Source organism: bacterium (assembly GCA_016708025.1).
Classification (GTDB): Bacteria; Zixibacteria; MSB-5A5; order GN15; family FEB-12; genus FEB-12.
The window spans coordinates 59580-73763 of sequence record JADJGQ010000003.1 but is presented as its reverse complement, the minus strand read 5'-3'; the positions used below and the strand labels follow the sequence as shown (position 1 = coordinate 73763).

At 53.4% G+C, this 14184-nt stretch carries 11 protein-coding genes; 7 read left to right on the top strand and 4 right to left on the bottom strand.

Annotated features, from left to right (window positions below):
- Positions 1–58: 58 nt before the first annotated feature.
- On the top strand, positions 59–1366 hold the full coding sequence (locus IPH75_11515) for a hypothetical protein (GenBank protein MBK7142695.1): 1308 nt from the start codon (positions 59–61) through the stop codon (positions 1364–1366).
- Between the two features lie 86 nt (positions 1367–1452).
- On the opposite strand, the gene IPH75_11510 is transcribed toward IPH75_11515, so the two are convergent.
- The gene (locus IPH75_11510) at positions 1453–2169 is read right to left on the bottom strand and encodes a hypothetical protein (protein ID MBK7142694.1); all 717 of its coding nucleotides are present in this window, start codon (positions 2167–2169) and stop codon (positions 1453–1455) included.
- A gap of 326 nt (positions 2170–2495) precedes the next feature.
- Here IPH75_11510 and groES point away from each other — a divergent pair, with 326 nt between their 5' ends.
- Positions 2496–2789, top strand: a complete 294-nt coding sequence (gene groES / locus IPH75_11505; GenBank protein MBK7142693.1) for a co-chaperone GroES — start codon at positions 2496–2498, stop codon at positions 2787–2789.
- Positions 2790–2824: 35 nt separating this feature from the next.
- Positions 2825–4456: a chaperonin GroEL gene (gene groL, locus IPH75_11500; GenBank protein ID MBK7142692.1), complete on the top strand. Its 1632-nt coding sequence runs from the start codon at positions 2825–2827 to the stop codon at positions 4454–4456.
- 64 nt (positions 4457–4520) lie between these two features.
- Here groL and IPH75_11495 read toward each other — a convergent pair whose 3' ends face one another.
- Positions 4521–6032, bottom strand: coding sequence for a hypothetical protein (locus IPH75_11495; protein ID MBK7142691.1), 1512 nt, complete (start codon positions 6030–6032; stop codon positions 4521–4523).
- Between the two features lie 289 nt (positions 6033–6321).
- The gene (locus IPH75_11490; protein MBK7142690.1) at positions 6322–7665 is read right to left on the bottom strand and encodes a hypothetical protein; all 1344 of its coding nucleotides are present in this window, start codon (positions 7663–7665) and stop codon (positions 6322–6324) included.
- 391 nt (positions 7666–8056) lie between these two features.
- Between IPH75_11490 and IPH75_11485 the strand changes: the two genes are divergently transcribed.
- Both IPH75_11485 and IPH75_11480 read left to right on the top strand, forming a co-directional pair.
- Positions 8057–8908 carry a class I SAM-dependent methyltransferase gene (locus IPH75_11485; protein ID MBK7142689.1) on the top strand — a complete coding sequence of 284 codons (852 nt, stop codon included), beginning with the start codon at positions 8057–8059 and terminating at the stop codon, positions 8906–8908.
- A 174-nt stretch (positions 8909–9082) separates the two neighbouring features.
- Positions 9083–9499, top strand: coding sequence for a bacteriohemerythrin (locus tag IPH75_11480; GenBank protein ID MBK7142688.1), 417 nt, complete (start codon positions 9083–9085; stop codon positions 9497–9499).
- A 134-nt stretch (positions 9500–9633) separates the two neighbouring features.
- Here the strand turns inward: IPH75_11480 and IPH75_11475 are convergent, their stop codons facing one another.
- Complete coding sequence (locus IPH75_11475) at positions 9634–10689, bottom strand: hypothetical protein (GenBank protein ID MBK7142687.1); 1056 nt, start codon at positions 10687–10689, stop codon at positions 9634–9636.
- Between the two features lie 298 nt (positions 10690–10987).
- Here IPH75_11475 and IPH75_11470 point away from each other — a divergent pair, with 298 nt between their 5' ends.
- Complete coding sequence (locus IPH75_11470) at positions 10988–13351, top strand: DUF2339 domain-containing protein (protein MBK7142686.1); 2364 nt, start codon at positions 10988–10990, stop codon at positions 13349–13351.
- A 14-nt stretch (positions 13352–13365) separates the two neighbouring features.
- Positions 13366–14118, top strand: coding sequence for an FAD-binding oxidoreductase (locus IPH75_11465; protein ID MBK7142685.1), 753 nt, complete (start codon positions 13366–13368; stop codon positions 14116–14118).
- Positions 14119–14184 lie beyond the last annotated feature (66 nt).

Below are 14184 nucleotides of genomic sequence, written 5' to 3'. Positions count from 1 at the left end.
CTCGGATGATATTTCAAGGTTTTCAGCTTATTAGCACACTTCAGCAGAGAGAGATCCTATGAAGAGAATTCTGGTGCTGGTGTTGTTTTGGCTGGCGTCAGTCGGCCTATCTTCAATTCCCGTGATAGCCGGCCCGTCCACGGCGTCTCGATGGATGGATGTCGAAGGGTCCGATCTTCCGATGTTCTCGGCGGTTCAGCATGGCTCGGAGTTTTGGGTTGTGGTACGTGACGGAGATTTCGGTCAGATCATGAAATGGAGTGGGTTAACCCTTGAACCGGTCGGCCCCCTGCTTTTTCAGCCCGAGGATATGGATCTTATGAGCTACCACGGAGAGGTCTATTCCGGGGGACTCTATGTAAGAGATGAGGAGACAGGCGATTGGTGGGGCTGGAGGATATGGACTGGATCGGGTTGGGAATCCGCCATAGACACGACAATGTGGGATATCCATAGTTTGGGTGGGTATGCGGTCCTGCGGGACACACTCTATCTCGTTGGACTTTTCAGGACACGGCAGACGGCCGAAGACTTTTATCTGGCAAGAGTTGACGGAAACAATCTTATCGGGATTCCAACAGAATTGAGCGGCATTGCGGCGGATGCGGCCACATATCAGGACCAATTGTTCATCTCAGTTATTGGTTCCCATGGTTCGGTACAGGAAAACTTCCCGAGAGTCTATCGCTTTGACGGGACAACCTGTGCGCCAGTTTTGGGAGAGGACGGACAGACTCCGGTTGGCAACGCGCAAACAAACTCATCCGGAACCAATTTCCTTGAATATCAAGGGGAGCTGTACGTCTCCGGGCTCTTCAAACTAAGCGGCGCAACAGAGCTTACTTCAATAGCCAAATGGGACGGCAGTAATTGGACGGATATGAATCTCAATCTTCCCCGCGATCGGTGGGGCGGAATCGGGTCGATGGTTGAATTTCAGAATAAGATCATCTCCACTTACTGGGCCTCTGAGAGGGGTATCTGGCAGTTCTCCAATTCTACTTGGTCGAGAATTGGTGAACTCGAGGGCCAGGCGGCGCGACAAATATTGGTGAGAGATGGTCAACTCCTTGTAATCGGCGAATTCACGACTGTGGACAATACCGAGATCTCGTATGCGGCGACGCCGAACTACTGTTGCATCGGGACTCGAGGCAATGTGGACGGGGATGCCGCGGACCAAGTCGACTTAAGCGACCTCTCCTCGATGGTTTCTTTCCTTGTGGCGGGGGTGATGCCGCCAACGGACTGCTCTATTGAGTCTGATGTTGACGGTTCGCTGAATGTCGATCTGTCTGACCTCTCGATTCTCATTGCCTACCTGACACAGACCGAGAATCGGCCCGTACTATCGACATGCCCGTAATTCATTGACCATCGTACTAAGCAAATTGGTAAAACAAAAACGGCGCCGAAGGGCGCCGTTCTCTTTTTCTCGCTCCAAGACAAGAATCAGAATCTTCCGACAATACCTACATGCAGACGCAACATATCTGTCTTTGACTCGATCAGATCGTACGTCACATTACCGTCTTCGCGACGGATGGAACCTTCTTTAAGATACTGCGCTTCGCCACCAATGACATAGCGCAGGCCGGCATCCAGCAGAATCTGGAATGGCTTCTTTCCTTCGCGATTGCCGCCATCGTAGAGCTGAACCATCAGACCGCCACCCGCACCGTACGCAAAAACAGCGTCATCCTGATTGGTCGACTTGGCAACTTCGTCGCCATCGCTGGCATCGGAGATCTTGGTCTCAGTAAAGAGATAATTGAATCCAACCAGACCGTCGACATACGGACGGATCGGGCCGTTCGGCACCTGGCCACGGAAGATCAGGAAACCATCGACCATGTTATTGGAGGTCTCGACTTTGACCGTGACATCCGGAATAGTGGTTGAAAATGGCTCGCGGCGGGATTCATTCCCGTAGTTTTTTACGCCAAGTTCAACACCAATCGCAAACGGGGAACGGCTCGGGGAATAGAAGAACTGCGCTCCGGCACCGTATGCGTTACGGTCGAGCTGCTCTTTGAAATCACCCTGGGGGAAGCCGGCGTTGAAATGCAGCCCGCCCATGAAATTGGTCTGCGCCGATACACCAGCGCTCGATATGATAATTGCCAGAATTGCGAGTGTCAGACCTTTAATAAGAACGTTCCGTAGCATGATTCACCTCATCTCCTGTTAGCCTATTCGGCCCGGTTTTCCGATTAATACGGCCCAATTGTCAGTTTGTTGTCTTTTTTTCGTCAAATGGCCCAAAAATCAGAATTTCAAGCTGTCCTGTAACTCATTGTACTACCGCAATGTCCGTTTCCTTCCCGATTAGGCGAAAAAAATCACAAATTGGCTGAAACCATATTGACAGAAGCCGCGTTTAATCGTTATCCTTGACATTGTTAGCACTCGATTGACATGAGTGCTAACAATGATTTGGAAACGACACAACTAACGTAAACAGATTGGTTTAACTAATTAGAGGAGATTCAACCATGCAGATTCATCCGCTCGCTGACCGTGTAGTGGTCAGACCGTTTCAGGAGCAGGAAACCAAGCGCGGTGGTATCATTATCCCCGATACCGCGAAAGAGAAGCCGATGGAAGGCGAGATCATCGAAGTTGGCCCGGGTCGTACCTCCGACGAGGGAAAGCGTACGCCGCTCGAAGTGAAGAAGGGTGATCGCGTTTTGTATGGCAAGTACTCAGGGACCGAAGTGACGGTCAATGGTGAAGAGTATTTGATCATGCGCGAATCCGATATTTTCGCAGTCATTCAGAAGTCGTAACCGAGTCGGCAAACCTGTAAGGAGTTTAAGATATCATGGCAAAGCAGATAGAATACGATACTAATGCCCGCACCCGCCTGAAACAGGGCGTGGATAAGCTGGCTGATGCCGTCAAGGTGACCCTGGGTCCCCGCGGCCGTAATGTCGCGATCGAGAAAAAGTTCGGCTCCCCGACCATCACCAAAGACGGTGTGACCGTGGCGAAAGAGATCGAGCTGGAAGATCATTTTGAGAATATGGGCGCCCAGATGGTGCGTGAGGTTGCTTCGAAGACCTCCGATGTTGCCGGTGACGGTACGACCACCGCAACCCTGATCGCCCAGGCTATTTTCCGCGAGGGTCTCAAGTCGGTGACCGCCGGCTACAACCCGATGTCCATCAAGCGCGGTATTGATATCGCCGTCACCGCCGTGACCAACGAGATCAAGAAGATGTCCAAGCCGGTTTCCGGCCGTCAGGAGATCTCGAATGTCGGCACCATTTCCGCCAACAACGATCGCCATATCGGCGACTTGATCGCTGAAGCGATGGAAAAAGTCGGCAAAGATGGCGTCATTACGGTTGAAGAGTCCAAGTCCGCCGAGACCAAGCTCGAAGTGGTCGAGGGGATGCAGTTCGATCGCGGTTACGTGTCACCGTATTTCGTGACCGACCCCGATTCAATGGAAACCATCATGGAAGACGCGTTGATCCTGATCCACGACAAGAAGATCGCCTCCATGAAGGATCTTCTCCCGGTACTGGAGAAAGTTGCCCAGTCCGGCCGTCAGTTGCTGATCATCGCCGAAGATATCGAAGGCGAAGCGCTGGCAACGTTGGTTGTCAACAAGCTGCGTGGCACCCTGAAGGTCGCCGCCGTTAAGGCGCCGGGCTTTGGTGATCGCCGCAAAGCGATGCTCGAAGATATCGCTACCCTGACCGGTGGCCGCGTCATCTCCGAAGAACTCGGCTTTAAGCTCGAGAACGCCGTGATGACCGACCTTGGCCGCGCCAAGAAGATAACGATCGACAAGGATAACACCACGATCGTCGAGGGTAACGGCAAGAAGGAAGATATCAAGGCTCGTATCGGCCAGATCCGCAAGCAGATCGAAGATACCACTTCCGATTACGACCGCGAGAAACTGCAGGAACGTCTGGCCAAGCTGGCCGGCGGTGTGGCAGTCATCAATGTCGGCGCTGCGACCGAAACCGAAATGAAAGAGAAGAAGGCTCGTGTCGAGGACGCGCTCCACGCGACTCGCGCCGCTGTCGAAGAAGGTATCGTCCCGGGTGGCGGCGTGGCTCTGCTGCGCACTATCAAGGCGCTCGATTCCGTCAAGGCGACCGATGAAGAGATGGTTGGTGTGAAGATCATCCGTCGCGCTATCGAAGAGCCGCTTCGCCAGATCGCTATCAATGCCGGTGTTGAGGGCTCTGTGGTCCTGAACCGCGTCATGGCTGAAAAGGATGCGTTCGGTTACAATGCCGATACGGATTCGTTCGAAGACCTGATGAAGGCTGGCGTGATCGATCCGACCAAGGTGACTCGCACGGCGCTCGAAAACGCCGCGTCGATCGCCGGTCTCCTTCTGACGACCGAAGCTGTCATCGCTGACAAGCCGGAAGAGAAGAAGGGTGGCGGAATGCCGCAGATGCCGGGTGGCGGCATGGGCGACATGTACTAAGTCGAAAGACAGCGTACTGAATATAGAAACCCCCGGTTCGCAAGAGCCGGGGGTTTTTGTATGTCTAAAGAGAATCTTTTGTGAGAGAATCGGTCGGGGGGCGGAGTGTGAACCTATATACCGTGTCTGCACGACATCCATATCCGCGCAGTACCCCAAGGCTGTCAAAAGCGGGGGGGAACCAGAACATCCGGCTGAAACTGAGAAGTGTTGAGTCTCCCGTCATGAGATTCCAGGCACGGTCTTTCAGGGCAAAATAGACGCTTACATCGCGAAGTGTGTCAAACAACGGGAACGGATATATCTCGTTAAAGCCGGGACTCAGCCATCCCTGGTGTACTATATGCTTGCCGTCCCCATCGGCAATGAACGCGGCATACTGCTGGTCATCTCTGGAGTAATAGAAGCCTGTTACATCATCAATCGGCCCGAAGGTCGAAGAGTCAACAACCAGGAATTGTCGGCCAGATTTGTCATAGGCATTGAAGGCAACGTGTGAACCTTCCTGTGAGATCCAGACCTCGCCAATATCCGAATACTTGCCACTATATGGCAGACCATTGAACATCAACTGAACATCATATTGCTTTGGTCGCTTACCTTTCTTAGTGAGACTGTACCGTACGTATCCGTAGTTGTGCGCGGTACTGTCGAACCAAGAACCTCTGAGACTGTCGGCCGGTGGAATGATGAGGGTGTCAAGCATCCCCTTGATCATGCCGGAGTCATTTCGATACATGATCCCTAGCACTCCTGAACTGGAGTAGCTGGCGGAAACGACTTCCGGCAGGTCAAAGAGCAGAGCGCCGTTCTTATAAACCCTCGAAGGTGCCGACTTGGTCAATTTTGCGAGAAACACTACATCATTGGTGCGCGGCGCAATGCCGATTTGTGAGATTTCGGCGAACGGACCCCAGAAGTCTGCTCCATGGATGACCCACCTGAGCGAGTCAGCTTCCACTCCAACGTACGCGAATTGACAACTGTCGGAGAGTGCGCCTACCGGCAGTACTATCTTGTACGGGCGGCCAAGTACTCCATTGACTACGTAGGCCGACTTGTCACCCAATCGGATATCCACTGCCCAGTGTCTACCGTCACGACAAAGATAGGGAGGAAAGGTTCCGAAGTCTGAACCGTGTGCCACCTCCATGCCATCGAGAATGACGGCAGCTTCTTCATCATGTCTGGCGCGGAACATCCAATGGGCGCCATCGTCACTGAAGATTATACCGGAGAAGATCTGACCCAGATTGGGGATATAGTCATATGGTCCCATTACCAAGGTATCAATGACAGCATACATTTCCCGATCTTTGATCCCGACATATGCCAATTTATTCATGTATTTGTCCGCGATAGCCATCATGGTCGCATCCCATTCGCGGACGAGGCCATCCTGGTCAATGACGATCGTCTTTTTCTTTAGACCGATGGTCAGAAGAAATTTCGATCCATCAGAGGACGCAAAACCTTCGCGGATGTGCTCTCCTTCTTTGGCAACGTAGGCTGGCTCGAGCTCAAGATCAAAAGTGACGGGCGTAAGCTTCTTGTTCTTACCAACTGGCGCCGCCAAGACTAGGAATAGAAGAAGTGCGAAGATAGAGACAACGAGTGACCTGATGAACGCGCGCATCTGTTCAAATTAGTCTGCTAGTGTAGCTGGTGCAAGCCCAAATGACGCGAGCGTGTTCCTGGCCGACAGCAGTTAAAGCGAATCCGGATGTTAGTCCGGTGAATGCAGGTTTGGCGTGAGCAGAAGTAGATGCTGCCTTCATTGCCATCAATAGCCCAATGAGCCCGCCAAAGAAAAGCCCCCGATTCTCCATGAACCGGGGGCAAAAATCAATCGAATGTCTTTGCAACTAGTCCTTTACCTGCACATCCGCTTGCGACGTGTTGCCCATTTTGGCGCGAATCTCCGCAAGTTGCTTTTTCAACTGCGCCACCTCGTATTCAAGGCGCTTGGATGCGAACTCCTCGCCGGTCAAATCTTCGCCGGCGCCTGATTTGAATATCTCAGGCCCGTTGTCGTTGCTCTCGGGAGAAAAGGCGGTGACTGTCCCGTATGCGGTCGGGAAGAACATCAGTGTCAATACGGCATCATCGATAATGGTAATTCCGCCACCCGCAACGTGGTCGCCACGCAGATAGAATGTCGAGACGCCTGCCGGCACCGCGAAAGTCCCTTGCACGCAAAAAGGCGTGCCGTAGTTCCCAGAGGGCGCGTTGGTGGAGATAACGATACTCTGCTTTGGCTTCCCCGCTGAACTACCGCCGTTGACCTCAGTGACCCACACTGACCTCTGTGAAAACGATCCAGTTATGTGAGTGCAATCAAATGACCCGGAAGCCATTACAACAACGTACCCCGGGGTTGGCGCGATGATCGTCCGGAGCGCAACATTGGCGGCTCCGCCAGTTACATTTGCGGCTGCACCGGTGTTGCTGGCGATACCGGGTTCGTCCCCGATCTCAAGAGCGCTGATGGACGAGTTAGGCACGACTACCGCCGCGTCGCCGGTAGAACCAGCGTGCAAGATGATGTTTGGTGATCCATCGTCGTTGTTCAGCTCGAGCAGACCGCCGTCGGAAACGAGGCCCGACTGTGAGCCAAGTCGTGCGGTCTGGTCGTTTGAGCCATCTGAATCGAATAGCAGCACTTCGCCCCAGGTCCCGCCCCAGATGCGGGCTTGCTCCAGATTGTCACTGCCGTAAGTACTGATCTGTGAGGTGCCGGGCATGAGCGAGGCACGCGGGTTTCCCCCGGACGTGGTATTGATGGTCCCGCTGACTTCGCCGCCGGTGGCGCCATCGACAGTGCGCACCTGATACGCATAGGCGACACTCGTCAGCTTGGTTCGCGGAGTTTGCTCCGGGTCAGCGCCGACAGTGATGCCAAGGTATCGGCTCGTATCGGCAAAAATATTGAGCGGCAAGGCAGGCATGGGCGGCGCACCAATGTTTACGCTAAAGAGGCCATTGGTGACCGTCACCGGCTGCGGGCCGCTGGCGTAGAGCAGTGCGCCGAGCACGGCGGCATCGGAAATTTTGAATTCGATATTGTAGACGCCGCTAAGCGGTACGCCGCCGGCATCGGTGAGGCGCCCCTGATAACTCAAGGAACGGGGAACATCGGCCGTCGCAACCTGGGCAACAACCAACAAGAACAGAGCGATAACCGAGAGGGTGAGACGTGTGCGGAGCATAAGGTATCCTCTTCCTTTGTCTATAGTGATTGTGAAGTGTGGATGCCGCGCCAACGATAGAAAACTGCCAAGCCACGAGCGCGACTAAAGAAAAGGAACGTGGTTTCGGCCGGCCAGTTGATGCAGTGCGAAGCACCGATTGAACATTAACTAAATAGGTCCAGATTGTCAATTAAGATATTGTCGGCACGTGGGCCGAAAAGTGCCTGTGCCGTGGCCGTTATGCTCATCGCGGCTGCGAGGTCTGGCTGTGGGTAACTCGATTCGGTCCTTTTCCCTGGCATGGGCCCTCCCTGAATTACCTATTTCAAAATAGATAAAAGCCGTCTATATTGGAGTTCATGCACACGGAGATCATCCGTCCAGTCTGTCAACACCACGAGGGAAAACCATGGTGCCTGATTCAAAATCTGTCGAAGGCCATGTTGAACACCACTATGCGCATGGGGATACTCTTGCCCTGATCATTCAGGCCCTGAATGAACATGGTAAAGATCTGAATCAACTGACGCAGGAGGATCTTGCGCCCGTAGATGAATTCCATGTTCGAGGGAGGGAAGGGACTGTCGAACTGGCCGAACGAATCGAATGGACGCCGGGTATGAATTTACTCGATGTTGGCTGTGGAATAGGCGGATCTTCGAGATTCCTGGCAAACAGATACGGCGCCAAGGTCACTGGGATCGACTTGACGCATGAGTATGTCGAGGTGGCCACCAATCTCACAAAGATGGTTCGCATGGAAGAGGGGATCGATTATAAGCAGGGGAGTGCGCTGGCCTTGCCATTTGCGGAGAACTCGTTTGATGTCGTCTGGACGGAGCATGTACAGATGAATATCGAATCAAAACGCCAGTTCTATGGGGAGATTGCGCGTGTACTCAAGCCAGGGGGGAAATTCCTCTTCCATGACATCTTTCGACAGGGGGATGAGCCACCAGCCTACCCTATGCCCTGGGCCGATGACCCATCGATCAGTTTTCTCACCTCGCCGGAGTACGCGAGCGCAATCATCGAATCCAGCAGGCTGCGTATTGTCCAGTGGGAGGATACAACCCTGAAAGCTCTCGAGTGGTTTGAGCAACGCTCGGCCATGGCGAAACAGGCAAGTGGACCGTTGCTGACGCCGTTGATCCTGATGACCGGAGATGCCAGGCTGAAAATGGAGAATTTGCGGCACTGTCTGGGAGATAACCGGATCTGTACAATTCAGGGCGTGGCGGAAAAACTGCCTTTCGCTTAGTCTGCTTTTTGGGGGCGATCGGATATCAGCAATTCAGTTTGAAGTATTGCTTGTTCATGCAATGAACAGGCGTCCACAATACTCATGATACAAGGGTTGACTCACTCCATAACCGTCGGAAGTTTCCGAAAATCATCTCAACGACCCAGAGTGAAATGACGGAAGGAGTACCCAATGGCTTTTATCAACTGGAACGACAAACTTTCTGTCCAGGTAGCGGCGATGGATCAACAGCACCAGCAACTGGTCGGTTTGGTCAACAAGTTGCATGATGTAATGATGTCCGGGCGTACCCGCGATCATGTTGGCCCAATACTTACGGAATTGGTGTCCTATACCAAAAAGCATTTCGTAGCGGAAGAAGGGTTCATGCTGGCGATCAAGTATCCCGGCTATGATGCGCACAAGAAGCTTCACGATGACTTGACGAAAAAGGTGGTCGAGTTTCAGCAGCGTCTCGAAAAGGGAGAACTGGTGACTCCGAACACCCTGCTCAATTTCCTGCATCTCTGGCTGGTGAATCATATCCAGGAAGAGGACAGCGCCTACGGGAAATTCGCGACGAAGAATCAAAGTGCAGTCAAAGTCTGACCGGTACCGAGTACATTCAAACAGAAGAAAAGCCCCGCAGCGAGCGGGGCTTTTCTTTTTTTACGTCAGGGTCAAAACCGGGTAGCAGTCCAGCTTCGATAGACATGCCACCAGGGTTGTCTTTTAGCGTTTCACTATTCCGCCCAGGGATTGTCGATCATCTCCGACGGAACATAGGAACGCGGGAAGAGCAGGTCGTCGTTCAGGAATTCATCGTAGTCGGTGAGCAGACCGGAACCTTCGCTGTAGTTCGGGCCAAAGACCTGGTCTTTCATCCATGTTGAATCACAAACAGTCGCATCAACCGGTTGATACGGGCGATACTTCATGGCGAACTCAGTGTCTTTATTGCCACCGCCAAGGAAGCAGTAGCGGAATGACCAGTCCGTGCTTTCCGAGGTATAGCTCATCCGATAGCTGAAATCGGCGTTCGCCTGAGAGGTGATGATATATGCCCAGCAGAAGCGGTCGCCGTTGAGCCATTGATCGTTGATCGGATGCTGGCAGTATCCCTGGCCGCGGAAACTGAAGGTGGAATCACGCAGATCGAGACTGGAGTAGACCAGGCGAGTCTGAGTGTCGTCGCCGCTGGTACCTTCATCCCACTGGGCGATCGTCTGGAGCGTATCGTTCAACGTGAAGCCGATCTTGACGATCGAACCCGGCATCTCTGTCACGTCCACCGTGATAAGATAGTCGACATCGATCTCAGTCCCGATCACGCCCTGTGCTGAGGCGGGAACAGGAGTCGGACCGTCCAGGGCCGAAGCGACAGCCGTGAAGTGCATCATGATCTCGCCGTTCTCCATCTCCACCAGATGCGAGTCGACATAGCTGCCTAGGATGATCGCGCCGGTCTCATCGACCAGCAGGGTACTCGAGAGAATATCGTAGGAAAGCTTGAAGTCGTTTATGTTGGTGTACAGCGCTTCCGGTTCATGAGAACCAAATACGCCTTCCAGAAGCGGGAAATCGCCATACAACCAGGCGGAGTCGATGGTCGAGGGTGAACCGACAGGAGCAACGTATTCCGGAGGAGCAACCTGCTCGATGATCGCGGAAACATCGACCATCTGAATCGGATTCGCTTCAGCGGTCGGCTCGGTGGTTTTGTCCTTGCTGCAGGCCGAGATCAGGGCGGCAATGCAGATAAGCAAAATGACGACTTTCGAATTACGGGCGGTGAACATAGGTGTCCCCTCTTTCCAGGCTATGGGTGATGTAGTCCATATTATCGGGGGGAGGGGCGAATGATTGAGCGAACTGTCCACAACAGAATCGGAATTGTGCCCATGCTCAGTAAACTTGTGTGAGAATTGAGCAGATATGGTGTTAACCGGTGAATGCGAAACAACTACCCGTTTCATTGGCCGGGACACTTTTTGTTGACTGACGATCAGGCGGAGAGATAGCTTCTTTCAAGCTGGCTGACTGGCCGGCTGCGGCAATTCATGGCGACTTGCTGTTCCAAATCAGAGACAAACCAAAATGACAACATTTCTTATCCTGTTATGTATCGGGCTGGTGATTGCAGTGCCGATCACGCTGTTTGTGTTTGCCGGCAAGTTCCGTCTGCTGGAATGGCGGATGCGTCGAATAGAGGAGGAGTTGGCGCGACTTCGCTCGGGCTCGCCCTTACCGGTAAGTGATGCCCCGGTTGCACCACTTGGGCCAGTACAACAACCAATCAGTTCCGTAACGGCGTCACCGTTGCCACCTCCGCCTGTTATGCAGCGAGCGGCGGCCCCGCATCCTTCGATCCCGGAGAAGCCCAGAGCTCAGGTGGCACCATCACGGACCCAGCAGGAATGGGAGGAACTGGTTGGCGGGAAACTACTGAACCGGATCGGTGCATTGGCGCTGATCATCGGTGTCGGCTTCTTTCTTAAATACGCTTTCGACAATAACTGGATCTCCGAGACAATGCGAGTCCTGATGGGCGGCGCCCTAGGGTTCGGATTGCTGCTGCTCGGCAGGGTGGGGCACAAAAAAGGGTTGGCTGTTTTCTCGCAGGGGATACTGGGGGCAGGGATCGCCATACTGTATCTCTCGGTTTATGCATCCTTCAATTTTTATCATCTGGTCTCGCAACCGTTCGCCTTCGCATTGATGGCTGTTGTCACGGCCATCGCGTTCTGGCAGGGGATTCGGTACGATTCGCTGGCGATCGCCCTGCTTGGATGGACCGGTGGATTTCTGACTCCGTTTCTCCTGCAGTCTGACCATCCGAATGCGGTGGGGTTATTGTCATATCTGACCGCGCTGAATATGGGAGTACTGGCGATCGTTGCCTTTAAGCGAAATTGGACTCTCCTCCACGGGATGAGTCTGATTGCGACGTACCTGATCTATTTCACCTGGCACGATCAATATGGAGAAAGTCTCTCCTGGCCTATCACTGCGCTGTTTCTCTCACTCTGGCTTATCGCGTTTCTCGCGTCGGAATTGTTGGCACAAGTCAAGCAAGTCAAACAGATCGATCTGTTAAGAGGAGCATCGGCGGCCAATCTGATCTTCTACGCGCTAAGCATTCATATTCAAGCTGACTTGCGTGTACTCGATACAGAGTGCGGGATTATCACTCTTATAGTTGTGGCGCTTTACCTGGGAATTCATTTTGTCACGACCGGCCAGCGATTGAGCAGCGAGCAGTTTCGCGTTCAATATGCTATATCTGCCGTGGCGATGCTGGCCTTGTCGACTCTCGATTTCCTGGACGACTACTGGATGGTGATTGCGTGGTCGATTGAAGCACTGGTTGTTTTCTGGTGGGGGGTTCAGAAGCAATCGCGCCAGATCTGGGTCGCCGGGCTCTGCTTTCTTTTCGTCAGCGCGATAGGGCTGTTGCTCCAGGATAACACCATGCAGTGGCAGAATGCACTGGATTTCCGACTGCTTTTCCATGAGCGCGCATTGGCGATGGTAGTATTCGCGCTCTGTCTTGCCACCGGATCCTTGATCGCATCAAAGCAACTCAGATCTGATACCGACAAGGCGGTCGCGCCAGCGCTGACCATCGGGTGGACGGCAATCATCTTCCTGATGTTGACGGTTGAAACGACCGACTATCTTCGCCGCCAGGCTTTGTTGTCGACTGGAAGCGAGTCGATCACACCTGAGTATTTGCGGAGTTTGATCCTGGCGGCCATCTGGTCGCTCTATTCTCTTCCGTTGATCTGGTTCGGGATTCAGCGCAGGAGCGAAACTTATGCGATCATCGGGGTGATCTCGATTGCGGTCGCGACGCTGACCGCACTCGTTACGGGATTCAACTATTCGCCGATCACTGAATTTCACCTGTTCTTCAATATTAGGTTTGCCGTCTTCATACTGATTGTAGCTTCGTTGTTGATCTCCGGCCGACTGATGTCGCATTGGCGGGAACCGGTTGATCAGATGAAACATCTGGCGGCAGGGCTGTATCTGGGGGCGCTTGGTTTATTGCTCTTTCTGTTCACCGCTGAAACCTGGAATGGATTCGATCGGTTGCGGGAGATCGCATATCGGTCATCGACCGATCTGGACAAGCTAAGTCGATTGGTGGATCTTCAGCAACTGACCTTGTCGGGTGTTTGGCTGGTCTTTTCGATCGTGCTGATGGTGCTGGGGCTCTGGAAACGTACCCGGCTATTACGGATCGTGGCGATTGCGCTGTTCGGGATCACCATTCTCAAGATATTCATCTATGATCTGTCGTTTCTCGAGACGCTGTACCGTATCTTCTCGTTCATTGGGCTGGGAGTGATCCTGTTGGCAGTTTCGTATCTGTACCAGCGGTACAAGGGGATAATTCTCGACTTGCCGGGTGCGGGTCCCAAGGTTCCGGAGGGAATTGACAGCGGCCCGAAATAGCGTTTCCTTCGGGCATGCCAGACCACGAACAATTTGTAGCCATAGTCCGGTCCGAGTTTCCTGAGGACCGGCTGACATTTCAGAAGTCGATCCCGACATTTCATCCCGAATCCGCTGACGAAGCGGCTTCGTTCTTTCGATTGTTGAATCGGCACCATCGGAAGACCTTCATCACCAGTTTCGGCAACAATATCGACCCGGTCGGGGAGCGGTTTGCGGGAATGGTGACGGTCCGGACCGATCGGCTGAATCAACTGATTGAGGTTGCGCCGGAGGACTTTTATATCCGGGCCGGGGCAGGTTATCCGCTTCGCGAGATCAATCTCCATCAGGCCGAACGGGGGCTGTTTCTGCCGCACTCATCGTTACCCTATGTCGGGTCAGTGGGAGGGGCTATCGGGGTAAATCTGAGTGCGGATCATCACGGGCATGACCTTCCGATCAAACGATACCTGATCATGGCGACCATTGTCACCCCCCTGGGGGAGATCATACGTCCAGGGTCAGTCTGTTTTAAATCAGTTTCCGGACTGGATATCGTAAAGCTCTATGCCGGATCCTGGGGATTGTTGGGGTTGGTGGTTGACGCAACCTTCCGAGTCATGCCGGTAACGGCGGCCAGTGAGTTTGTCGGGCTGCGCCAGAAGGGGATCGATCGCGAACCGACCATCAGTGGATTGAAAGCCGACAATGACGCCACGGATGCGGTCTATTCTCGCAAGATCAAGGATAGATTTGACCCGAATCTGGTGCTTCCCGTTGTCTGATTTCCAAAGAGCGGTGAGGACAGGACTGAAGGGTGACGACAGGCGCCTCTAACCCGATGTCGGGCA